A 23,163-nucleotide genomic window follows, 5' to 3' on the forward strand; every position below is an offset into this window, starting at 1 on the left:
GCTAAGTTGACAGCAATGTCAGAAACTGATCCTGAACGCGATTCGGAGACGAATCGGAGAGGGGCGAGATGAGCCAGGAGACGCCCGGGGCTGCCATCGACACCGAGAACTATCGAAGTGTCTGGATGTATCTCAAGGAAGTGCCGTTCCGGCAGGGCTTCGTCGACCTCGAGGTGAACGGTTCCGCCGTCCGCACGCGGTTCGCCGAAGCGGGGGACCCCGACAAGCCGCACGCGGTCCTTCTGCACGGCACGGGCGGACACTGGGAGACGTTCGCCCCGAACCTCGGTGCGCTGTCCGAGCATTTCCACTGCGTGGCAATCGACATGGTCGGAAACGGTTTCTCGGACAAGCCGGACTACGACTACGAGATTCCGGTGTACGTCGAACACGTGCTGAAGGTGATGGATCATTTCGGAATCCGGCAGTCTCATTTCGTCGGGATGTCGCTGGGCGCGTGGGTTGCCTCGACGATCGCGGTCCAGCATCCCGACCGGGTGGCGAAGGTGATCCTGATGTCGCCGGCCGGCAAGGAGGCCGCCGCGGCCAACATGGCGCGCATCCGCGCCGAGCGCACCAAGGCGGTCAACGAGCCGACCTGGGAGTCGTTGCACGGGGTGTTCGCCCACCTGATCGCCGACGAATCGAACCGTCTACCCGATCTGATCGGCCTCCGTCGCGCCATCTATCAACGCGATGACACCAGAGAGACCATCGACCACCTGCTGATCCTGCAGGAGGCCGCCGCCCGGGATCGCAACCTGATCCCCGAAGACAAGTGGAAGACCATCGCCGCGCCGGTGATGGTGGTGGCCTCCGGCCGCGACCACGGGGTGTACCAGGACACCGCGAACTCGATCGCGCAGTTGATTCCGCGCGCCGAGGTCTTCGAGATGCCGACCGTGCGGCACTGGCCGCACTTCGAGGACCCGGACTCGTTCAATTCCGCCGCCGTTTCCTTCTTGACGAAGTGACGCCGAGCCGATGAGTCGCCCACGTCCCGACGAGATCGAGGACATCGCGAGACGGTTGTATGTCGCCGAGCAGACCCGCGAGCCGATCCGGCAATTGTCGCTCGACTACCCGGCGATGACGATCGAGGACGCGTACGCGGTACAGCGGGCCCTGGTGGAGCTCAAGGTCGCCGACGGCCGCCAGGTCAGAGGGCGCAAGATCGGGTTGACCTCAAAAGTGATGCAGCGGGCAGTGTCCATTGACGAGCCGGACTACGGCGCACTTTTCGACGACATGTTCTTCGACGACGGCGGACAGGTGCCGGTGGGTCGGTTCATCCGGCCGCGCATCGAGGTGGAGTTGGCGTTCATCCTCGGAGAGCCGCTGAGCGGGCCGGGTGTGACGCTGTTCGACGTCCTCCGCGCCACCGAGTTCGTCACGCCTGCGTTGGAGATCCTCGACGCGCGGGTGCAGATGTCCGATCCCGACACCGGCCACCTTCGGACGATCGTCGACACGATCGCAGACAACGCTGCTGATGCCGGGCTGGTGCTGGGAGGCCGGGTATTCCGTCCGCTCGACGTCGACCTGCGGTGGGTGGCAGCGCTTTTGTCCCGCAACGGCGTGATCGAGGAATCCGGGGTGGCGGCCGCGGTGCTCAACCACCCGGGCAACGGGGTCGCCTGGCTAGCCAATCGACTTGCCCCGCACGGCGTTTCGTTGAACGCGGGTGAGGTCATCCTGTCCGGGTCGTTCACCAAACCGGTGTTCGCCGAGCCGGGCGACACCTTCGTAGCCGATTACGGTCCCCAGGGCACCGTGTCCGTCGCATTCGAACGAGGGACGCCATGAACCGCTGGACGCAACACATCACCGGCGGCGCTCCGCGAATCGGCATGTGGCTGGCATCGGGCAGCGGGTATGTCACCGAGATCTGCGCCGGGTCGGGTATCGACTGGGTGCTGCTCGACATGGAGCACGCGCCCAACGACATTCGCACCACACTGGAGCAACTGCAGGTACTGGCCGGCTATCCCGAGGTCGACGTGGTGGTGCGTCCGCCGGCGGCGGACCCGGTGGTGATCAAACAACTGCTGGACATCGGTGCGCAGAACATCATGGTGCCGATGATCGACGGTCCCGAGGATGCCTCCGCGGCCGTCGCCGCCACCCGCTACCCACCGCGCGGCATCCGCGGGGTCGGCAGCGCATTGGCCCGCGCCTCCCGCTGGAACCGCATCTCCGACTACCTCGCCACCGCGGACGAGACCGTCTCGCTGACAGTTCAGGTCGAGACCGCAGAAGCACTTCGCCACCTCGATGACATCGCCGACGTCGACGGCGTCGATGCGGTGTTCATCGGCCCCGCCGACTTGGCAGCATCGATGGGGAAGCTGGGACAACCGGAGCATCCCGACGTGGTGGCCGCCATCGACGGGGCCCTGGCCACCATCGTCGAGCACGGTAAGAGCGCCGGGGTGAACGCGTTCAACCCCCGACTCGTCGGGCAGTACGTTGCGGCAGGAGCACGGTTCGTACTCGTCGGCGCCGACGTCGCCCTACTGGCCCGCGGTGTGGAGCAACTCGTCGACAAGTACCGGGCTGAGCGGATGCGCGGCGATCAATCGGAGGGGCAGGGCCGATGATCCAACTCGCGACCGAAGTGCGCTGGCATGACCGCCGGTTCAGCGTCCCCATCGACCGGATCCGGTACTCCGAACAACTCGGCTACGACGCCGTTTTCACCGCGGAAGGATTCGGATCCGAAGGGCTTGTGCCCCTTGGTTACATCGCGGCACACACCAACAGATTGAAGCTCGGCACGCGGATCGCCCAGGTGACCGGGCGACCGCCGGCGCTGGCGGCCATGGCATTTCAGACCATCGATCACCTCGCCGGTGGCGGGCGCGTGATGATCGGGCTCGGTAGCGCCAGCCCGGTGGCCGCCGAAGGATTTCATGGTCGGCGGTGGGGAAGTCCCACTCGCCGGATGCGGGACTACATCGCGATTCTGAGGCAGGCGTTGCGCGGGGAGCCGATCCAGTACGAAGGCAGCGAGTGGTCGGCGCCCTACCGCGGCCCCGGCGCGTCGGGCCTGGACCCGGTCGCAGTCGGGCTCGACGTGATCGCCGAGATCCCGATCATGGTCGCCGCCGCGGGACCGGAGATGGTCAGCCTGGCGGCGGAATTGGCCGACGGGTGGCTGCCGCCGGCATTCGCTCCGGGCATGTTGCCCGCCGTCGAGCCCCTGCTGCAGCGCGGATTCGATCGCGCAGGCCGAAGCAAGGGGATGGACGACTTCGCGATCTGGGCCCACGTCGATGTCCTCGTCGACGACGACGTGACAACTGCCATGCACCCCTTCAAGGAGTTTGTCGTCACCTGGTTCCACATGCTCCGGCCCTTCATGGAGGCACGCGGCTACCCCGAAGTGGCTGAACGCCTGGCCGACATCTTCGCCGACACGGATCCCGACGAAGCCGAGGCACGTGTGCAAGCCGGCGAGCCGCCACTGGACGGCGCGCGCTGGGAAGCCGCTCTGCGTGCCGTGCCCGATGAGTACATCGACGACGGATGGCTGGTCGGCCCGGTGGCCCGCATCCGCAAGCGGGTCGAGCCCTGGCTCGACTGCGGGCTCACAGGTCTCGTGGTCCGGTACGGGCCCGAAATGACACCGGAACCGGTCGAGGAGAACCTGGAAGCTTTCGCGGCAATCGCTGCGGCCGCCGGCAAGGAGCCTCAATCCTGACCATCACCGCGGCAGCCGAACTCACTTTCTGACTATCGTGTCACCTACACTGGAGTGTTCATGGACCTGGACTTCACACCGGATCAGCTCGAGTTTCGTGACCAGGTCCGAACCTGGCTCGACGAGAACAAGCCGACTGAACCACGACCGAGGGACCACGCGGGAATCCGCGAGTACGACCTGGCCTGGCAGCGGACCCAGTGGGAGGGCGGCTGGGCGGGTATCGCCTGGCCGACAGAATACGGCGGTAAGGGGCTGACCCTGCTGCAGCAGCTGATCTGGTACGAGGAGTACGCGGCACGCGGATTTCCGGGTATCGACGCGTGTTTCGTCGGGCTCTCGCATGCGGGGCCAACGCTGATCACCCGGGCCACCGACCAGCAGAAAACACTTCACCTGCCGAAAATCCTTCGGGGCGAGGTGGTCTGGTGTCAGGGCTTCTCCGAACCCGATGCGGGTTCGGACCTGGCCGCACTGCGGGCGAAGGCGGTCATCGACGGCGACGACCTGGTGGTCTCCGGACAGAAGGTGTGGACGAGTTTTGCCACCATCGCGGACTACCAGGAACTGCTGGTGCGCACCGACAGTTCCGGTTCCAAGCACTCCGGCATCACCTGGGTCATCTGTGACATGTCCACGCCGGGCATCGACATCCGTCCCATCGAGACGATCGAGGGCGGTTCGGAGTTCTGCGAGGTGTTCTACGACAACGTGCGGATCCCCCTGTCGAACGTGGTCGGTGAAGTGGGATCGGGGTGGTCGGTCGCGATGGCGACGCTGTCGTTCGAGCGCGGCACCGCCTTCACCGCCAACCAGGTGCGGTTGGCGAAGGTTCTCGAGGATCTCATCGACTACGCCCGCGACCACGTCGGACCCGACGGGCGGAGGCCCGCGATCGCCGATGACGAGATCGCTCGCCGGTTGGCCAGGGCGCGGGCCTCGGTGGCGTCTTTGCGTGCGCTGACCTACACCAACATCTGCGAGGCGCTGCGCACCGAGACACCGGGACCCCGCGGGTCGATCGTGAAGTTGATGTACGCGGAATTGGCCAAGGAGATCGGGAAGTTGGCGATGGACATCGTCGGCCCCGCCGCCATCCGCCATTCGTCGCGCTGGGATGAGGACGGATGGGTGGGCTTCTACTACTACGCGTTCTCGCAGTCTGTCGGCGGTGGAACATCGGAGATCCAGCGCAACATCATCGGCGAACGTGTACTCGGGCTACCCCGATAACGAAATAGACAGGAACCGACCGTGAATCTGCTTCCGTCTGACGAGCAGCTCGAAATCATCTCCGCGGCTGCCGAATTCCTCTCTGAGCGCATGCCGGTGGAAAGCATCCGCGCTGACCGCCGGGCCGAGGCCGCCGTTCCGCCCGGAGTCTGGCGAGAAGGGGCCGAATTAGGGCTGCTCACGCTCGGCCTCCCCGAGCGGTACGGCGGCTCCGGCCAGCCGTTCGACGACGAAGTCCTCTTGCACGTCGAGTTCGGGAAGCGACTGGCGCCCGGGCCCTTCATGGCCGCGACGTTGGCTGCCCGGGTGGCCGCACGGTGCGGTGACGAGGAGCTCGCGCAGGGCATCGGTTCCGGTGAGGTCCTGGTGGCATTGGCGGTACTGCGCGGCACCGGCGAGATCCGGCCGGTCAAGGGGACATTCGACCTCTTCGACCCGTGCGGTGCCCAGTACGCGCTGGCCGTCGGCCGCAGCGGCGCTGCGCTGATCGACATCGCCGCATTCGGTGAACTGGCTGTAGTCGAGTCCGCCGACCCGGGCACGAGGTTGGCCACCGCGGCGGTCGCGGCGGCCGAGCCGCTGCACTGGGTGGACGCCGAGGACGAATGGCTCTGGGGTCGCGCCATGGTTCTGAGCGCGGCCTTCCTCACCGGCCTGGCGAGCGCGTCGACGGCGCTGGCCACCGACCACGCCAAGACACGCGAGCAGTTCGGCAAGCCGATCGGTGTGCATCAGGCCATCAAGCACACCTGCGTCAACATGGAAGTCGCGGCCGAGGCGGCCCAGGCGCAGACGCTGTTCGCTGCCATCGCCATGGACAGCGACCGTAGTGACGCGTTACTGCAGATTCTCTCGGCCGTCCACGTCGCAGGACAGGCCGCCGTCGACAACGCCGCGGCCGGAATCCAGATCTTCGGCGGCATGGGGTACACGTTCGAGAGCGATATGCATCTGTATCTGAAGCGGGCGCATGTCTTTCGCCACCTGTTCAGTGAGCCCGCTGAGGTGCTTGCCGAACTCCTCGCTCAGGAACGCGCCCAGTGAGTCGCGCGGTCGCGATCGCCGGGGTCGCGTTGTCCGACGTCGGCCGGGTCGAGGACAAGAGCCCGTTCGAGTTGATGGCGCAGGCCAGCCGACGCGCCCTCGCCGACGCGGGGCTGTCGCCGTCGGATGTCGACGGTTTGGCGTCCACGGGACAGGGCACGCTTCCGCCGGTCGATGTCGGTGAGTACCTGGGGTTGCGCCCGCGGTGGGTTGATTCCACCGCTGTCGGCGGCGCGGCGTGGGAGGTCATGGCCTCGCACGCCGTCGATGCGATCGCCGCCGGCCATGCCGACGTCGTGCTGCTGACCTACGGTTCCACCGCGCGTTCGGACCTACGAAAAGGGTTGCGCGGGGCGAGCATCAACTGGGGTGCCCGCGGCCCGTTGCAGTGGGAGGCGCCGTACGGACACACCTTGATCTCGAAGTACGCCATGGCGGCACGCAGGCATATGCATCAGTTCGGTACCACGATCGAACAACTCGCCGAGGTAGCGGTGTCAGCTCGCTTCAACGCCGCCGACAATCCCGACGCGTACTACCGGGAGCCCATCACCGTCGAGGATGTGCTGTCCGGCCCGATGATCGCCGACCCGTTCACCAAACTGCACTGCTGCATCCGCAGCGACGGTGGCGCGGCGATGGTGTTGGTCGCGGCCGACCGTGTGAAAGACCTCCGGTCACAGCCGGTCTGGGTGTTGGGTTCGGCCGAGACGACGTCCCACATGCTGACCTCGCAGTGGGACGACATGACGGTCGGGCCGGCCGCGGTCAGCGGGCCGCTGGCCTTCGAGCGGGCCGGCGTGAAACCCATCGACGTGGACGTCGCCGAGATCTACGACGCGTTCACCTACATGCTGCTCTGCACGCTCGAGGATCTCGGCTTCTGCGACAAGGGTGAAGGCGGCTCATTTGTCGAGGCGGGTTCGCTGCGTATCGGCGGTGATCTACCGACCAATACCGACGGCGGGGGGCTGTCCGCGTGCCATCCGGGGCAACGTGGACTGTTCCTGCTCGTCGAGGCGGCGCGCCAACTCCGGGGCGAGTGCGGTCCGCGTCAGGTCCCGGATGCCAGAATCGCCTGCGTCAGCGGTACCGGTGGCTGGTTCTGCTCCAGCGGCACAGTGATTCTCGGTAGCGAGGAACCGTAGGTGTCCGGGCCTCCGCTGGACGGCGAGTACCCCGATCTGCGGGCACTGCTGCACGCCGCCGCCGTTGTGCACGGTGACCGTGAGGCCTATGTCGAACCGGGGGCTCGGATCACGTTCGCCGACTGGGTGGGCCGCGCCCGTGCGGTCGCGGTGCAATTCTCCGATGCCGGAGTGGGCAAGGGGGACGTGGTTGCGTTGTGGCTGCCCTCGGGGATCGACTATGCGACGTGTTATGCGGCGGCGGCGATGATCGGGGCGGTCACGACGGGACTCAACCCGCGCCTGGGTCCGCGGGAGATCACAGCTGTTCTCGACCAAGCCGATCCGGCACTGATCGTCGCCGACACTGATCTCGGTGAGATCGATCGTGCCGGACAGGCTGTGCTGTTGCGCGACGCGTTGGCCCAGAAGTGTGCGCCCGCCGATTCGCTGCCCGCGGTGTCCCTGGATGCTGACGATCCGGTGACTGTCATCTTCACCAGCGGCACGACCGGCTCGCCGAAAGGGGCGGTGTTCGACGGTGCCAACCTGGCCGCGGGGGCCGCGGCGGCGGGGGTGATGAGCGCGCCGTACGACCGACGACTGACGTCGACGCCGTTCGCGCACGCTGGTTACATGTTCAAGTTGTGGGACCAGCTGGTTTGGGGCACCACGTTGGTCGTGCCGCCAACACCGTGGTCGGCTGACGGGATGTTCTCGGTTCTGCGCGAGGAGAAGATCACCGTTGCAGGCGCGGTACCCACCCAGTGGGCGAAGCTGCTCGAACTCGACGGTGTATGCCGGGATTCGTTGCCCCACCTCCGTATCGGTGTGGTGGCCACCGCTCCCGCACCGCCGCATCTGGTTCGCGCGGTGGCGGACCGGATCGGGGTGGCGCTGGTGGTGCGGTACGCGATGACGGAGTGCCCGACCATTTGCGGCACGGCGCCCGACGATCCGCCCGAGGTCCAGTTTCAGACGGTCGGGCGGGCCGCGCCCGGCATGGCGGTGTGTGTCGCCGACGACGGGGTCGTCGAGGTCAGCGGGCCGTGTGTGATGCGCGGCTACTGGCGAGATCCCGACTTGACCGCCGCGGTGCTCCGGGACGGGTGGCTGCGCACCGGTGACGTCGGTGTCATCCGTGACGATGGCAACCTGTCGCTCGTCGGCCGCAGCGGTGACATGTACATCCGCGGGGGTTACAACATCCACCCCGTGGAGGTGGAGAAGGTGTTGGCCGAGCACCCCGGCGTGAAGGCGGTAGCCGTCGTCGGACGTCCCGCACCGGTGATCGGCGAGATCGGCGTGGCGTTCGTCGTCCCTGTGGGCCCGCCGCCTGCGCTCGAAGATCTGCGTGACTACGTCAAAAGCCAACTGGCGGACTATAAGGCCCCGGACGAGCTCGTCATCGTCGACGAGCTCCCGTTGACGTCGATGCTGAAGGTGGACCGGAAGGCGTTGCGCGCGTTGGCGTCAGGATCCACCCCGTAACAGGCGAGGGGATGGAACATGCGAGGTGGAGTCGATCAAACTTCTTGACGAGGTGCCCGTCGAGGAGATAGCGGGATACGCGTTCGCCGACGGCCGCACCGCACCGATCTCGGAGAAGTGGGCTCGAGACGTCCCCGCGCTAGTTTACGTTCTGGAACAAGCGCTTCGGTGACGCTACTTGCCTGACCGGCGCCCAAATCGTGCTGGAGTGGGGTGACGTCTTCGACCCGTGGGAAGCTGCACTGGAGGGATGCGAGCTCGATGGTTTCACCGCAGGGGAGGGGCAGCCGTTCGATGGCGATTCGACCGCGTACGAGGTGCTGCCGGCCCAGCACCAGGTTCGAGTGGTGCCGCTGCCCATGGACTAGCTGCTGCCACCTTGATCCTCGTAAATCTCGTTGACGCTTCGACATCTTCGGTGACGCACTGGGAACCGGAGAGCGGATTCTCCGGAGAGGCTGAGCGAGCCGGGGTCATCCCTCGCGGATCGCCGCGGCGAGTACCTTCGGCGCGTCAACCATGACAAAGCTGGAACAGTCGGGGATCTCGGTCAGTGTGGCATTCGGGAACGCGTCGCGAAGTCGGTAGGCGTGGCTGAGGGGGAACAGCTCATCGGCGGCGCCCCAAGCCAGCGTGACCGGTTTGTCGAACCTTTCGATGGCTGGGGCGGCACGCATCGTGAGCGCCGGATCCAAGGAGGCGGTCACTGTGACGGCGTCACGCCGGGTGGTCCCGCTGGTGGCGAATGCTCCGAAGATCTCCCGCTGACGCTCCGCTGTGGGGGCGTGCTTGCATACGGCCTTGAGGAAGAATCGCTGGCCCGGACCAGTGGCAAGCAGCCGCAGAATCGCTCCTCCGATGGCGGAGCTCAATCGGCACAGCTTCACGATCTGTGCGAACGACCCCGGTGGAAAGTGTTCGTAGCTATCGCAATTCGTCAGTACCAGGCGAGCGATTCGAGACGTATCCAAAGTCGGGTCGCCGAGGGAGGCGAGAAGCAAACCGCCGCCGGTGTCATTCGCGACAACGGTGACTTCAGAAAGCTCGAGGGCCTCCATGAAGTGCACGATGCGCCGAGAGGTCGCTTCGGCGCGAAGGTCGGCGTCGACGACCTTCGTGCGATGTGCGCCCAACGGCCATGTCGGGGTGATGCAACGAAAGTTCCCTTGCAGCTCGGCGACGACGTCGTTCCACAATGCGCCGGTGACATAGACGCCATGCACAAACAGCAGAGTCGGCCCCGCGCCGGTATCGGCGTATTCGATATCCAGCCCATCGATACGGACGGTTCGGTTCGTCACTGCGACCTTTCGTTAGCGGTGAGGGAGCGTCATCCCCAGTGGTCGACGCCATCGGCGAACTATCGGGGCTCGGCGCCGAAGGTAGAACGCGGCCGCGGATCGAGCCCGGTTCACATGCGACCAGTATGTTGAATATGGACATCGCTGTCAACCGTCACCGCGATGGCCGACAGCCGGCGGTGCATCTACGTCACTGCCGGCGCGGCGGTGCGTCGAGTCCGGCAAGCAACAGGCTGATAGCGTCGACTCCCTGCTGACGGGCGGCCGTTGGTTCTGGCGAGTTCGCGATCACGAGTGCGGCTTCATCCACCGCTGCGAGCAGTACGTGCGAGAGCACTATCAACGGCTGTGCCGGCAGTGAGCCTTCCAGTACAGCCCTTTCGAGAAGTGCATGAATGGCGCCTATGCCATACCGCCCTTCGAGCTGACGCCAGGTCTGCCAGTCGAGCACTGCGGGACCGTCGATGAGCAGAATCCGCTGCACCTCAGGGGTCAGCGAGGCGTCGAGGAATCTCAGGAGTGCGGAACGCAGTCTCGTGAGCGCGTCACCACCGTCCTCCAGGCCCGCGGCCTCGGCGATCAGATCTTCTTCGACCTGTTCGAATACGGCCTGAAAAAGCGCCCGCTTGTCTTCGAAATGGTGGTATAGCGCGCCGCGGGTGCCGACGCCCGACGCGCCCACGATGTCCTCAATGCTGGTGGAGAAGTAGCCCTTCTCGACGAATAACCGTCGCGCCGTGGTGATCAACGCCGCGCGGGTGGCCTCGGCTTGGGCAGCGCGAAGCGTCTTCGGCGCATTCGCTGGTTGTCGACCACGGGGCATGCGCTCAGTGTATTTCCATACCGCTTAAAGGTGAAAGACATACATCTAGTATTTCAACGCTCACGCCGGCTCGACTCGGATCATTGGAACGTCAGCGCCGCTGGTGACCAAGACTCGCGAGTAGCCCGTCGATGACGACGACGGCCTCCTCGCGGGCGCGGCGAGAATCGGAGGCGTTGGCGATGAACTGCGCGGCCTCATCGGTGGCCGCCAACAGAACATGCGCGAGCACATCGACCGGCTGTTCGGCCACCGCGCCCTGCTGCATCGCCCGCTCGAGCAGCGCGCGGATGGAGCCGAGACCGAACTGCACTTGAAGCGCCCGCCACTGCTGCCAACCGAGAACGGCCGGCCCGTCGACGAGCAGAATGCGTTGGACTTCGCCGGTCTGGGACGACTTCAGGTATGCACGTAGACCTCTGCGCAGGGCGAGTAGGGAGTCGCCGGCCTCATCGGGCTGGGGTGCCTGGCTGTGCAGTTCCTCCTGGACTTCGAGGAAGACGGCCATGAACAGCGCTTGCTTGTTCGGGAAGTGGTGATACAACGCGCCGCGCGTACCCACCCCGGCGGCGGCGACGATCTCCTCCGTTCCCGTCGCGAAGTAGCCCTTCTCGACGAACAGCCGGCGTCCCGCGGCGATCAGCGCGGCGCGGGTCGCCTCCGCCCGCTCGGCAATGTCGGCCGTTCGGACGGCCTTCTTCTTCGGGGTTGTCCCTGCGCGTTGACCATCGGACATACAGTTTGTATCCTCCACATACAGAGTGTATGACGGCGCTGCCCAGCGCCGACACACGCCGGTCCTACCGGCACGGCAACCGTAAACCTCGCGACGAGTGCAAGCGGAACTAAGGAGCAGAACATGGCAGACACAGCGGACAACGTCTTGATCTTCTCGGCGGACGGCCACGCCGGCGCCAAGCGGATGAGGGACTACCTGCCCTACTTCGATCCCGAGATCCGCGATACCGTCGCCGACCTGCTCACGCAGGAAGAGCAGGACTACCGCAAGATGATGGCTCCGGACTTCACTTCGCGGGCCGAAGAGAAGGAGCCGGATCCCGCCGAACGGCTGTGGTCGCCGGCGGCTCCAGAACGTTTCGGCGGCTGGGACATCGACGTGCGGATGCAACAACTCGACAGCGAGGGCGTGGCCGGTGAAATCCTGGTGCCCGGGCACCAGTTCTCCTCGTTGCCGCTTTTCAGCGTCGTCAACAAGCCGTTCGAAGCGGATCTGCGGGACGCCGGTATGCGGGCCTACCACCGCTGGCTCGCCGACTTCATGGCCGGCGGAGACGGCCGCCTCTACGGCATGGCCGACCCGGGGCCGTGCCATGACATCGACGCAGCGGTCCGGGAACTGACCTGGGCTCGGGAGCACGGCTTCGTCAGCGTGGGCGCGCCCGGCATCATCGAGGACCCCACCCTGCCCTCGCTGTTCAGTGATCACTACGAGCCGTTCTGGCAGGCCTGTGTCGATACCGACACGACACTCATGGTCCACGCCGGTTGGGGATTCCCGCAGGGGCGCTACCAGGAGTTCATCTCCGCATTCCTCGCCACCCACCTCGACGGGCAGGAAGCCAGTCAGATGATGGCTGCGCAACAGCGTCTCGACGATGACGCCAGAGAGGCGCTGCAGAAGGAGTTCGCCGAATCTCCCGCGTCACCGTTCCGCCTGGATTTCGGGCCGCGGCGTCTGCTGTGGCAGTTGATGCTCGCCGGTGTCTTCGATCGCTACCCCTCACTGCGCTTCGTGCTGACCGAGGTCCGCTCGGACTGGGTCCCGATGACGCTGCAACTGCTGGACTCCTGGTTCGAGGAGCGGGAGACACCGTTGACCATGCGTCCGAGCGAGTACTGGGCCAGGAACTGCTTCGCGACCCCGTCGTCGATTCACAAGGTCGAGGTCGAGGCGCGCGACGCCATCGGCGCCGAGCGGCTGATGCTGGGGATCGATTACCCGCACCCCGAGGGCATGTGGCCGGACACCTGGAACTGGATCCGGGTGGCGTTTGACGGCGTCCCGGAGAACGAGGCGCGAATGATCCTCGGGGAGAACGCGATGCGCGCCTTCCCCGTGGACGCGCAGCGTCTGCAGGCGGTCGCCGACCGGATCGGTCCCTCCCCGCGGGACCTGTTGAGCGGGAGCGAGAATGTGCCCGCCGACCACGTCGAGCATTACCATCGTCGCGGCGGATTCCTGCGGGCTACGGAACGAGTCGACACCGAGGCCGTGCTCAGTCTCGCCGACGAAGACCTTCGGCTCGTGCACTGAGCGGAGGCCGATCGTCGAGCCGGCACCCCTTCGGGGGTGCCGGCGCTTCGTGCTAGACCTGCCGCAGATAACGCTTCACGAGATCGACCGCTGTCTCGGGATATCGCCGTGCCACACTGGGATCGAGGCCGTCGCGAACCAGAAGGACTGCGAGCCGATTGTTGATCAGCGACAGCACAAAGGCGGCGAGAAGTTGGTAGTAGGCGATCTCTTCGCCCAGCACACCGCCGAAATCACGGTAGCGGCGGATGAATTCGGAGTCATCGGGAACCCCCGCGGGCCGGGTGAAGCCGAGCGACTCGCAGAGGAACCGTTCGAACATGAGCCACCAGCCCATGTCGATCCCGGGCGGGCCGGTGGTTGCGGCTTCCCAGTCGAATAGGGCCGCCACCGACAGGTCATCGGCGAAACACATATTGCCGACTCGGGCGTCTCCCCACACAATCCCCTCTGCGTCCTCGTCCGGTGCGGCGTCGAGGATGACCCGGAGAGCACGGGCAAGCGTGTCCGCGCCGACATGCAGGTCGCTGTTGCACCATTCGTACCAAGTGACGAGATCGTGCAGGTAGCGCTGGAGCGCGGTGCCCGACGATTCGGAGTGTCCCCGCAGATACTGGATCGTCTCCGCGTCATCGATCCGATGTACGGCTACGAGTGCGCGGAGTGCGTTGTCGCAGAGCAGTTCTCGCTGTACCGCGCTAAGTTCGGTGGTCCAACCGCGCTTGTGCCAACTCGGCACGTCGGATGGCACACGGCCCCGCACGCGGGTCATCACGTAGCAGGGCGCGCCGAACACCTGCTCGTCGGGTTCGACGCCGACGATCTGCGGGACCGGGAGACCGTGTCCGGCGAGGCGCTCCATCACCTCGGCCTGCCGTGCAGCGTCGGGAGTGACGAACAACTGGTGGTCGTCCGCTTGGAGCCGCAATACCAACTCTTCGCTGCGTCGCCGTCCTGATGGATCAGTCCATGAGGCGGTGAAGAACACGGTCTTTCCCGAGTATCCCGCGTCGGGGACAGTGAACTCGGAGATGGTGAAAGAGGTGGCGCCGCGCGGGGCGATGTGGGCCGGCAGCCACGTGTGCAGCCGGTCGCGGACCGCTGCGCCGACGTCGCCGCGAGCGGACGTGTACGCCATGGCGTAACCCCTTCGGGTCAGTTGTTGGACACTGGTGTCAGAATAGGCTCATGGTAGATCCGATCGCCGCGCAGATACCGCTCGGCGCTTACCTGTTGCCCGGGCGGATCACCGATTCCGGTGCCGTTGTCGGGCAGGCGCGGGCGGCGCAGGACCTCGGAATGTCCACCGTCTGGCTGAGTGAACGGTGGGGCACCAAAGATCTCGGGGTGCTCGCCGGTGCGATCAGCCAGGTGACATCGACTGTCAAAATCGCATCGGGGATAACACATTTCCAGTCCCGCCATCCGGCGGTGCTGGCTTCTCTGGCGATGACGGCACAGGCGCTCTCGGGTGGCCGCATGATCGTCGGAGTAGGTCGCTCGATGGACGCAATGTGGTCCGCAGTAGGGCTGCCCCGATCCACCAACGCGTCGATGGTCGACCATGCCGACATCTTTCGGCGGCTGTGTCGCGGTGAGAAGGTGCGCTATGACGGTCCCGCCGGACGGTATCCGTCGCTGCGGTTGACCGATCTTCCCGAACAGCCGGTTCCGCCCCTGGTGTTGGCGGCGATCGGTCCGAGAGGCCTCGAACTGGCCGGCCGGCACTTCGATGGTGTTCTGCTGCATCCCTTTCTCACCCCGGAGGCCGTGCGGCGTTCGGTGGAGTCGGTCAGAGAAGCCGAACGGGAAGCGGGCCGTCCACCGGGCGCTACCCGTGTCTACGCCACCGTGGTGGTGGCCTGTGCGCTGCCCGCCGCGACCGAGGCCGCGGTGGTGGGAGCGAGGGCGGTGACCTATCTGCAGGTGCCCGGACTCGGTGAGCGGCTCGCCGCGACGAACGGGTGGGATCCCGGGCAGTTGAACCGCTTGCGTTCCCACCCGCTCCTGGCGGGAGTGAAGGGCTCCGCAGACTCCGTGCTCACCCGCGACCAACTCGTCGATGTCGTCGCGGCGGTGCCGTCTCATTGGCTCACCGACGCGGCCGCGGTGGGCTCGAGGTCAACGTGCATCGACGTACTCGAGCGCTACCACGAAGCGGGTGCGGACGAACTCGTGCTGCACGGAAGCAGTCCTGAAGATCTACGCGTGCTGTTCGGCTGACCGTTGTCGACGTGTCAGCCGCCCAGGCGAAGTCCGGCGTTGCGGGTGCCGAACACGTCGGTCGCCATGATGGTACCCAGTTTCTCTGCATCCCAACGCTTTCCACCATTGGCCACGCTCGCCACAGGATGCCATCCCTTGAGCAGCTGAAGATTCTCTCCGAGCGCCCGGATGACCTGCCCGCTGATATGGCCGGCCTCGGGACTGGCCAGCCAAGCCACCACCGGCGAACCCAGCGACGGGTCCTTGGGATCGAACTCGTCTTCGGACCGCTCGTCGGGCTCGATCGGTGCCGCTGCACCGGGCATGGACGCCGACATCCGGGTGCGGCCGCCCGGGCTGATCACGTTGGCGGTGGCGCCGATCGACGCGAGTTCAAGGCTGAGCGTCTGGGTCAGCCCGACGATCGCCGCCTTGGCGGCACTGTAGTTCGTCTGCCCGAAATGCCCGTGCAGGCCGGCGCCCGAGGTGGTGTTGATGATCCGGCCGTAGATCCGGCCGCTGCCGGCTTTCGCTTCGGCGCGCCACTTGCGGGCCACTGCGCGACTGGTCAGCCAACTGCCGCGGACATGCACGCGCATCACCAGGTCGAAGTCATCGACCGACATGTTCCAGATGGCTTTGTCGCGGACGATGCCGGCGTTGTTGACCACGATGTCGAGGCGGCCCAGTTGCGAGTATGCGCGTTCGACCGCCAGGTCGACCTGCTCTTCGTCCCCGACGTCGGTGAAGTCGGCAACGGCTGTGCCGCCGCGGCTCTCGATGATCTGAACGACTTCGTCGGCGACCTTCCCGGTGCCTTCGCCGGAGAGGCTGGTACCGAGGTCGTTGACAATCACCGTCGCGCCGTGTTTGGCCATCTCCAGAGCGTGGCCGCGGCCGATACCGTGGCCGGCGCCGGTGACCAGGGCGACCTTTCCGTCGAGCAGTCCTGTCATGCTGTCTCCTCAGTGGGGGTGAAGACGGTCAGATACGGGGAGTCGGGGTCGTCGTCGTCGATCGGGCGGAACGCGGCCGTCACCGTCATCCCGATCCGGAGTCGTTCCGCCGGAGCGCCTTCGATCAACGTCATCACCTTCGGGCCCTCGGCCAACTCGACGATGGCCGCGGTGTAGGGCAACCGCTCCCGGAACGGAAGAAGGTCGTTCACGTACACCGTGGAATAGGTGTACAGCGTGCCGGTCCCGCTGGCGGCAACGGGGTGGACGTCCTCACTCCAGCAGGTCGGGCAGAACGGCCGCGGGTAGTGATGCACGGTCGCGCAGGACCTGCACTCGGCGATCAGCAGCCGACCCTGCCGCGCCGCCTCCCAGTAGGGCGCACTGGCGGGATCGATCGTGGGAATATCAGCCCGGGCCACGTGTCACTTCCCGGTGAACTTCGTCGGCCGCTTCTCGGTGAACGCCTGCACGCCTTCTCTGGAATCGTGCGAATACGACTGGATTTCCTGCGCCATTGCCTCGGCGACGAAGGCGCCTGCGCGGTCGCTGTCCGGCGAGTCGTTGAGTAGACGCTTGGTCAGCGCGATCGCGCTGGTGGGCGCGCCGGCCAACCGGGCCGCGAAGTCGGTCACCGCCGAGTCGAGTTCGTCGGGCGCTACCACCCGGTTGACCAGCCCCAGGCTCAACGCCTCGGCAGCGGTGAGCTTCTCGCCGAAGAATGCCATCTCCTTGGCCTTCTGCATCCCGATGCGTCTGGGCAGCAGGTAACAGCCACCACCGTCGACGACCAGGCCGCGTTTGGCGAAAGACTCGGCGAAGTAGGCGTTCTCGGTCATGACAACCAGATCCGCGGCGTACACCAGATGCGCGCCCACTCCGGTCGCGGCGCCCTGCACCGCGGCGATCACCGGCTTGTTGCAGTCCAGCACCGCGGCAACGAGCTTTTGAGCTCCGTTCATGATCCGCCGCATCGGGTCCAGCACCGTCTTCTCCACTGTGGCACGGCGATTGGCCAGCGAGGCCACGTCGGCACCGGCGCAGAAGTGCTTACCGTTGGCTCGCAACACGACGACGCGAACCTCGTCGTCGCCGTCCGCGGCACCCAGCAGCGCGATGACATCGTCACGGTCGTCGGGGCGCAGTGCGTTGGCGGCCTCGGGCCGGTTCAAGGTGATGGTCAGGACGCCGTCGCGCTTCTCGGACAGCACGGTCTGTTCGGTGCTCATGCGGTGTACGTCGCCTGCAGGTGTTTGATGCCGTTGACGAAATTCGAGCGCAACATCACCGGTTCGCCGACCGAGGTGATGTCGGGGAAGCGCTCGTAGAGCATCTTGAACGCGACGTTGAGCTCGAGTCGGGCCAGGTGCGCACCCAGGCAGAAGTGCGGGCCCGGTCCGCCGAATGCCACGTGGTTGTTGGGTGTCCGGGCGATGTCGAACGTCTCGGGGTCGTCGAAGACCGCCGGATCGCGGTTGGCGGCCGGGTACCACATGACCACCTTGTCGCCTTTACTGAAGGTATGGGTCCCGGATGTCAGCGCCACCCCGTCCGCGGTGACCGTCCGGCGCATGTGGATGACCGGGCTGGAGTACCGCAGTATCTCCTCGATGGCTTTCGGCGCCAGGGCGTCGTAGTCCGCGAGCAGTCGATCACGTTGTTCGGGGTGGCGGCTCAGGATGTGCAGACCGTGGGTCAGCGCGTTGCGGGTGGTCTCATTGCCCGCGCCGACCAGCAGGATGAAGAACTTCGCCAGTTCCTGCGGGGTCAGGTTCTCTTCGTCGGAGGTGACGAGCTTGCTGATCACGTCGCCGGTGGGATTCTTGATCCGGTCCTCGGCGATGCTCTTGAGCAGATCGATCAACTGCTCGCTGTTCTCGGTGACCGCGGCCTCGATGCCCGCGACGGTCTGGTCGGGCACGTACTCGGGGTCGGAGGCGCCGAGAACGACATTGGTGACCCGCAGGATGAACTGCTCGTGCTCGCGCGGGACGCCGAGCATGGTGTCGATCATGCGTAGCGGCAGAAGAACCGCGAAGGCATTGACGAAATCACACTCGCCCGATGACGGCATCTCGTCGAGGATCTCGGCGGTGGTCTCTTCGACCAGCCCTCGCAGCTCCGACAGCATCCGCGGGGTGAAGCCGCGGGAGACGATCTTGCGAAGCCGCATGTGTTCGGGATCGTCCATGTCGATGATCGAGCCGCGGTACTCCCGCATTTCGGGGGTTTGGTCGAAGATCTGGGTGCCCGCGCCGGAACAGAACTCCGTGGGACGACGGCTGATGTCGACGACGTCGGCGTGGCTGCCTACTGCCCAGAAGCCGCGAGCGGTCGGTGCATCAGGACGATTGGTGCGAACGAATACCGGTTTGCCCTCTTCCCGCAACCGGGCGTAGAGCGCGGCTCGTTCGTCCGGACGATCCTGCCACCATCGCAGGTCGATCAGCGAGCGGTACTCGAGTTCACTGGTTTCGGTCGCAGGCACTCTCTGATTCTGGCATTACTGTCACTCAATGGCAACAACGAGGATCGCGGCTAAGGTGCTGGCTGTCCTAATTGAGTTCGTCTACTTACCCTATAGCGGCTCTGGCCATCAGTTATGTTCTGACAGTACTGTTCACAATCGGAAGGCGCACCGGCAATGGATCTGAATCTGCAGGACAAGTCGTACGTCGTGATCGGTGGGACCGCAGGCATGGGCCTTGCGGCCGCCAAAGCGCTTGCGGCCGACGGGGCCCGGGTCGCCGTGGTCGGCCGCGATGAGGGCAGGGCCAAAGCTGCGGCGGAAGCGGTGTCGGGGGCGGGTGCCGGGGCGGCACACGGGCTCAGCTACGACGTGAGCAAGCCCGGCGCCGCCGGTGCCGCCGTCAGTGCCGCCGTCGATCTGCTGGGCGGGACCCTGCACGGCATTGCGATCACGATGGGCACCGCAGGCATGATGCCGATCGACTCCGACGACGAGGCGTGGGACGCCGCGTTCCGCGATGTGTTGCTCGCGACGACGCGCACCGTTCAGGCGGCCCTGCCACACCTGGCGAAGACCAAGGGCGCGATCGTGACGACGGCGGCGTACTCGGCGCGCTCGCCGCACGAACCACGGTTGCCGTACGCGAGCCTGAAGGCGGCCGTCGCCACCTTCACCCGCGGCATCGCCCGCACGCACGGCAAGGACGGGGTCCGGGCCAACTGCGTCGCCCCCGGCGCGGTGGAAACCGATGCGCTGCATGCGATCCGGGGCTACCTCGCCGAGAGTAAGGGATATCCGTACGAGGAAGCCCTCGAACGCGCGCTCGTCGAGGATTTCGGGTTCGACGCCGCTCTCGGCCGCCCGGGGCAACCCGACGAGATCGGCGCGCTGATCGCGTTTCTGCTGTCCGACCGGTGTGGGTTTGTCACAGGTCAGACGATCTTCGCCGACGGCGGAGCGCCGTGACCGGTGCCTACTCGGCCGGTGGATAGATCAGCACGCCGCGGATGTTGGCGCCCGCGTGCATGTCGGCGTAGCCGTCGTTGACCTTCTCCAGTGGATAGGTCCTGGTGACCATGGATTGCAGGTCCACCTGACCTGCGCTGTACAACTCGAGGATCTTCGGGATGTCCGCGCGCGGATTGCCGGAGCCGTAGAGCGTGCCGACGATCTGCTTCTCGGTCAAGGTGAGATCCATCAGGTTGGCTCGGATCTCCCGCTCCAGCATCGGATGGATGTTGGTGATCACCAGCCGGCCGCGTTTCGCGGTCATCGCCAGAGCCTGTCCGACCAGCTGGCCTTCACCGACGCCCATCGCGCAGATGAACCTGTCCGCACCGCGATCCCACGTCGCCTCGGCGACAACGGCTTTGGCCTCCGTCCAATCGGCTGCGACGTGCGTCGCACCCATCTTGCGGGCTTCTTCGCGCTTGTACTCCGACGGGTCGATCACGGTGATCGTCCGGGCGCCTGCCAAGCGGGCACCCTGCACCGCCGCGGCCCCGATGCCACCGACCCCGGCGACGACGACCGTGTCGCCGGGACGCACGTCGGCGGCGTAGACCGCCGAACCCCAGCCGGTGATGAACCCGCACCCCAACAGGCAGGCGAGATCCAATCGGTAGTGCTGCGGGATCTTCACGCAACTCGCTTCATGCACCACGGTGTGATGAGCGAACGAGCCGACGCCGCATGCCAGGGCCAGGTCCGCTCCGTTGGCGTGGTGGCGGGCGGTCCCGTCGTAGATCTGCATGCCGCTGTAGATCTTCGCGCCCAGGTCGCACAGACTCTGGTGCCCCGTCGAGCAGGACGTGCACCGCCCGCAGGACGGGATGAAACTGAAGACGACGTGGTCACCGGGCGCCAGCCACGAGACGTGGTCGCCAACGGCTTTCACGACGCCGGCACCCTCATGGCCCCCGATGCACGGCAGCCTGATCGGCATGTCGCCGGTGACGAGGTGGTCGTCGGAGTGGCACATGCCCGAGGCATGCAACTCGACGAGCACCTCCTCGGCCTTGGGCGGGTCGAGGTCGATGGTCTCGATGGACCACGGGGTGTTGCGCTCCCACAGCACGGCAGCCTGCGTCTGCACGAGAACTCCTTCTATTTGATGATGGCCTGGTACTCGACGAAGCCGGCGATACCTTCGGGTCCGCCTTCGCGACCGATCCCCGATTGTTTGAAACCCCCGAACGGACTGCCGAAATCGAGCACCGCTGTCGAGTTCACTGCCACCGACCCGGCGCGAATCTGCGAGGCGACGGCACAGGCACGGTCGCTGTCCGCCGACCAGACCGCCCCGACGAGGCCGTACGGTGAATCGTTGGCGATGTCCACCGCGGCGGAATCTCCTGCAGCGTCGTCATATTCAATCACCACCACCACGGGGCCGAAAACCTCCTCGCGGGCGATCTCCATGTCGTTGGTGGCAGCGACGACCGCCGGGGTGACGAACCAACCGGGGCCCGGGGGACGCTCACCACCGGTCAGAATCTTTGCGCCGTCGCGGCGGGCGCGCGAGAGGAAGCCTTCGACCTTGTCGCGGGCGGCTTCATTGATCAGCGGCCCGACATCGGTGGAACGATCTGCCGGATCGCCTACCGTCAGCCCCTCCACCGCCTTGGTCACCGCCGTGGCGAACTCATCGTATCGACTGCTCGGCAACAGGATCCGGGTCAGAGCGGCGCAAAGCTGTCCATTGTTGCCCATCACGCCGGTAACGAGCCCTTGCACCGTCGACTCCAGCGGTGCGTCAGCGAGCACGATGGCCGCCGATTTGCCGCCCAGTTCGGTGCTGCAGCGCCGCATTTGAGCTCCACAGGCCGCGGCGATCCGGGCTCCCACGGCAGTCGAGCCCGTGAAGGTCACCTTGTCCACGCCCGGGTGCGACGCCAGGTAGCTGCCGGTGTCTACGCCGCCATTGACGATGTTGACCACCCCGGCAGGCAGACCGGCTTCTTCGATCGCCTCGATCAGCACTCCGATGCTCAGCGGGGCATCGGGTGCCGGCTTCAGCACGACGGTGCAGCCGGCGGCAAGTGCCGGCCCCAGCTTCAGCGCGGCGATGAACAGCGGCGTGTTCCAGGGGATGATCGCGCCCACCACCCCGACGGGCACCTGGCGGACGTCGACGGTGCCCCCGGTCGCCGATGGTCGGGTGGACACGAACGGGTAGGCGGGGGTGAGGTCGGCGTAGGCGCGCAGGGCACCGACCGCCGTCAGCACCTGACCGAAGGTGCTCCAGGACCGGGGCGAGCCGATCTCCGCGGTGGTGAGATCGGCCAACTGGGATTTGCGGGCAGTGAGCGCGTCTGCCAACCGGCCGAGCAGTTCGCCTCGATCGGCGGCCGTAGCGTCGCGCCAGGCCGACGTATGCAGCGCGGAGCGCGCCGCCGCTACGGCGGCGTCGACCTCGGGGGAGCCGGAGACGCCGACCTCACCGAGTCGCTCACCTGTGCTCGGCGACAGGACATCGAGTGCCGGCTCGTTGCTGTCGATCCACTTGCCCGCGACGTAGGCAGCAGACAGTGACATCGTGGGGGTGGCCATGAGAGCTGATTCTGGCAGTAATGTCATCTTCGTACAAGGCGCTTAGCGTTGAAGATGCGATTCCAGCTACCGCTGACGCCATATTTCTGACAGTATTGGTCACTATGAGTTCTGTACCGGCGGCGAATCGGGCACCCGAGATCGGCCAGCCATGGGAGATCGTGGTCGAGCGCGGCAAGATCGCCGAGTTCGCCGTCGCGACCGAGTCGGACAATCCCGCCTACCGCGGTGCCGATGCCATCACTCCGGCTACCTTTCTGACGACCGCCGCTCGCTGGGCGCCGCCGGGCGTGCGGGTGGACGTCGGCTTCGAGCGGAAGCGCCTGCTACACGGCGAGCAGGAGTACACGTTTCATGCCGGTCCGCTGAAAGCCGGTGACGTCATCACCGCGCAGGAACGGATTGTCGACCGTTACTCCAAGCCCGGCAAGCGCGGCGGGGAGATGCAATTCGCGACCGTGGTCACCGAGTATCGCGCTACGGATGGAACGCTGGTCGCCGAGGCGAGAGCGACGTTCATCGAGAGGGCGCCGCGATGACTGCGATCTCGGGCCTGCAGGTGGGAACGGAGGCGACCCCGCGGGAGTTCGGCCCGCTGACGCGTCAGATGTTCGTCCGCTACGCGGGGGCCTCCGGTGACCTCAACCCGATGCACTACGACGACGAGTTGGCACGTTCGGCCGGCTATCCGTCTGTGTTCGGTCAGGGCATGTTCACCGCCGGTCTGCTGGCGACTTTCGCGACGGACTGGCTGGGCGCTGACGCAGTCCGGCGGTTCGGGGTCCGGTTCCGCGAGCAGGTCTGGCCCGGGGACGTGCTCACCTGTACAGGCAGGGTGGTCGCGGTCGAGGGCGATCGGGTGACGGCGGAATTCGCTGCGACGCGACAGACCGGAGGGATCGCGGTCACGGGGACAGCGGAGTTCTCTCTGGCCGGGGACACCGGCGCGGGTGGCGCGGGCCTCACGGATCCACCCTAAGCTG

At 66.1% G+C, this 23,163-nt stretch carries 24 protein-coding genes; 14 read left to right on the forward strand and 10 right to left on the reverse strand.

Features of this window, described 5'->3' with window-relative positions; all coding sequences use genetic code 11:
- Positions 1-68 precede the first annotated feature (68 nt).
- Genes BHQ18_RS14910 through BHQ18_RS30505 form a run of 9 tightly spaced genes read left to right on the forward strand, consistent with a single transcriptional unit; the run spans position 69 to position 8,770 of the window.
- A complete protein-coding gene (locus BHQ18_RS14910) occupies positions 69-974 on the forward strand; it encodes an alpha/beta fold hydrolase (RefSeq protein WP_069414404.1) in 906 nt (301 codons plus the stop codon).
- Positions 975-984: 10 nt separating this feature from the next.
- A complete protein-coding gene (gene hpaH, locus BHQ18_RS14915; RefSeq protein WP_069414405.1) occupies positions 985-1,806 on the forward strand; it encodes a 2-oxo-hept-4-ene-1,7-dioate hydratase in 822 nt (273 codons plus the stop codon).
- Positions 1,803-2,600 (forward strand): aldolase/citrate lyase family protein, encoded by a 798-nt coding sequence (locus BHQ18_RS14920; protein WP_069414406.1) that lies wholly within the window; start codon positions 1,803-1,805, stop codon positions 2,598-2,600. Before hpaH ends, BHQ18_RS14920 begins: the two co-directional genes overlap by 4 nt.
- Positions 2,597-3,703, forward strand: coding sequence for an LLM class flavin-dependent oxidoreductase (locus BHQ18_RS14925; protein ID WP_069414407.1), 1,107 nt, complete (start codon positions 2,597-2,599; stop codon positions 3,701-3,703). The genes BHQ18_RS14920 and BHQ18_RS14925 overlap by 4 nt, the downstream gene beginning before the upstream one ends.
- Positions 3,704-3,763: 60 nt before the next feature.
- Entirely contained in the window at positions 3,764-4,936 is a 1,173-nt protein-coding gene (locus tag BHQ18_RS14930; protein ID WP_069414558.1) for an acyl-CoA dehydrogenase family protein, read from the forward strand.
- Between the two features lie 21 nt (positions 4,937-4,957).
- Positions 4,958-5,980 (forward strand): acyl-CoA dehydrogenase family protein, encoded by a 1,023-nt coding sequence (locus tag BHQ18_RS14935; RefSeq protein ID WP_069414408.1) that lies wholly within the window; start codon positions 4,958-4,960, stop codon positions 5,978-5,980.
- Entirely contained in the window at positions 5,977-7,128 is a 1,152-nt protein-coding gene (locus BHQ18_RS14940) for an acetyl-CoA acetyltransferase (protein WP_069414409.1), read from the forward strand. The genes BHQ18_RS14935 and BHQ18_RS14940 overlap by 4 nt, the downstream gene beginning before the upstream one ends.
- Positions 7,129-8,598, forward strand: a complete 1,470-nt coding sequence (locus BHQ18_RS14945; RefSeq protein ID WP_069414410.1) for a class I adenylate-forming enzyme family protein — start codon at positions 7,129-7,131, stop codon at positions 8,596-8,598.
- A 25-nt stretch (positions 8,599-8,623) separates the two neighbouring features.
- Positions 8,624-8,770 carry a hypothetical protein gene (locus BHQ18_RS30505; RefSeq protein ID WP_234794190.1) on the forward strand — a complete coding sequence of 49 codons (147 nt, stop codon included), beginning with the start codon at positions 8,624-8,626 and terminating at the stop codon, positions 8,768-8,770.
- 301 nt (positions 8,771-9,071) lie between these two features.
- On the opposite strand, the gene BHQ18_RS14950 is transcribed toward BHQ18_RS30505, so the two are convergent.
- From BHQ18_RS14950 to BHQ18_RS14960, 3 genes are all read right to left on the reverse strand, one after another.
- A complete protein-coding gene (locus BHQ18_RS14950; RefSeq protein WP_084294094.1) occupies positions 9,072-9,869 on the reverse strand; it encodes an alpha/beta fold hydrolase in 798 nt (265 codons plus the stop codon).
- 220 nt (positions 9,870-10,089) lie between these two features.
- Positions 10,090-10,722, reverse strand: a complete 633-nt coding sequence (locus BHQ18_RS14955; protein WP_069414412.1) for a TetR/AcrR family transcriptional regulator — start codon at positions 10,720-10,722, stop codon at positions 10,090-10,092.
- Between the two features lie 91 nt (positions 10,723-10,813).
- Positions 10,814-11,458, reverse strand: a complete 645-nt coding sequence (locus BHQ18_RS14960) for a TetR/AcrR family transcriptional regulator (protein ID WP_069414413.1) — start codon at positions 11,456-11,458, stop codon at positions 10,814-10,816.
- Positions 11,459-11,581: 123 nt separating this feature from the next.
- On the opposite strand from BHQ18_RS14960, the gene BHQ18_RS14965 reads away from it, so the two are divergent.
- Positions 11,582-12,997 carry an amidohydrolase family protein gene (locus BHQ18_RS14965; RefSeq protein ID WP_069414414.1) on the forward strand — a complete coding sequence of 472 codons (1,416 nt, stop codon included), beginning with the start codon at positions 11,582-11,584 and terminating at the stop codon, positions 12,995-12,997.
- Positions 12,998-13,049: 52 nt separating this feature from the next.
- Here BHQ18_RS14965 and BHQ18_RS14970 read toward each other — a convergent pair whose 3' ends face one another.
- On the reverse strand, positions 13,050-14,135 hold the full coding sequence (locus BHQ18_RS14970; RefSeq protein ID WP_069414415.1) for a phosphotransferase family protein: 1,086 nt from the start codon (positions 14,133-14,135) through the stop codon (positions 13,050-13,052).
- A 50-nt stretch (positions 14,136-14,185) separates the two neighbouring features.
- Here BHQ18_RS14970 and BHQ18_RS14975 point away from each other — a divergent pair, with 50 nt between their 5' ends.
- Positions 14,186-15,220, forward strand: coding sequence for a TIGR03857 family LLM class F420-dependent oxidoreductase (locus BHQ18_RS14975; RefSeq protein WP_084294084.1), 1,035 nt, complete (start codon positions 14,186-14,188; stop codon positions 15,218-15,220).
- A gap of 14 nt (positions 15,221-15,234) precedes the next feature.
- On the opposite strand, the gene BHQ18_RS14980 is transcribed toward BHQ18_RS14975, so the two are convergent.
- From BHQ18_RS14980 to BHQ18_RS14995, 4 genes are read right to left on the reverse strand one after another with little or no spacing between them, the layout of a single operon-like run.
- Complete coding sequence (locus BHQ18_RS14980) at positions 15,235-16,158, reverse strand: SDR family NAD(P)-dependent oxidoreductase (protein ID WP_069414416.1); 924 nt, start codon at positions 16,156-16,158, stop codon at positions 15,235-15,237.
- The gene (locus BHQ18_RS14985; protein WP_069414417.1) at positions 16,155-16,580 is read right to left on the reverse strand and encodes a Zn-ribbon domain-containing OB-fold protein; all 426 of its coding nucleotides are present in this window, start codon (positions 16,578-16,580) and stop codon (positions 16,155-16,157) included. The genes BHQ18_RS14980 and BHQ18_RS14985 overlap by 4 nt, the downstream gene beginning before the upstream one ends.
- 3 nt (positions 16,581-16,583) lie before the next feature.
- Positions 16,584-17,387, reverse strand: coding sequence for an enoyl-CoA hydratase/isomerase family protein (locus tag BHQ18_RS14990; protein ID WP_069414418.1), 804 nt, complete (start codon positions 17,385-17,387; stop codon positions 16,584-16,586).
- Positions 17,384-18,646 (reverse strand): cytochrome P450, encoded by a 1,263-nt coding sequence (locus BHQ18_RS14995; protein ID WP_069414419.1) that lies wholly within the window; start codon positions 18,644-18,646, stop codon positions 17,384-17,386. The genes BHQ18_RS14990 and BHQ18_RS14995 overlap by 4 nt, the downstream gene beginning before the upstream one ends.
- A 156-nt stretch (positions 18,647-18,802) precedes the next feature.
- Between BHQ18_RS14995 and BHQ18_RS15000 the strand changes: the two genes are divergently transcribed.
- Positions 18,803-19,594 (forward strand): SDR family NAD(P)-dependent oxidoreductase, encoded by a 792-nt coding sequence (locus BHQ18_RS15000; RefSeq protein ID WP_084294085.1) that lies wholly within the window; start codon positions 18,803-18,805, stop codon positions 19,592-19,594.
- A 7-nt stretch (positions 19,595-19,601) separates the two neighbouring features.
- Here BHQ18_RS15000 and BHQ18_RS15005 read toward each other — a convergent pair whose 3' ends face one another.
- Positions 19,602-20,723: a Zn-dependent alcohol dehydrogenase gene (locus BHQ18_RS15005; protein WP_069414420.1), complete on the reverse strand. Its 1,122-nt coding sequence runs from the start codon at positions 20,721-20,723 to the stop codon at positions 19,602-19,604.
- Between the two features lie 11 nt (positions 20,724-20,734).
- Positions 20,735-22,207: an aldehyde dehydrogenase gene (locus BHQ18_RS15010; protein ID WP_069414421.1), complete on the reverse strand. Its 1,473-nt coding sequence runs from the start codon at positions 22,205-22,207 to the stop codon at positions 20,735-20,737.
- Between the two features lie 77 nt (positions 22,208-22,284).
- On the opposite strand from BHQ18_RS15010, the gene BHQ18_RS15015 reads away from it, so the two are divergent.
- Entirely contained in the window at positions 22,285-22,719 is a 435-nt protein-coding gene (locus BHQ18_RS15015; protein ID WP_205866108.1) for an FAS1-like dehydratase domain-containing protein, read from the forward strand.
- Positions 22,716-23,159, forward strand: coding sequence for a MaoC/PaaZ C-terminal domain-containing protein (locus tag BHQ18_RS15020; RefSeq protein ID WP_069414422.1), 444 nt, complete (start codon positions 22,716-22,718; stop codon positions 23,157-23,159). Before BHQ18_RS15015 ends, BHQ18_RS15020 begins: the two co-directional genes overlap by 4 nt.
- Positions 23,160-23,163 lie beyond the last annotated feature (4 nt).

Source organism: Mycolicibacterium flavescens, assembly GCF_001722335.1.
GTDB classification, from domain to species: Bacteria; Actinomycetota; Actinomycetes; order Mycobacteriales; family Mycobacteriaceae; genus Mycobacterium; species Mycobacterium flavescens.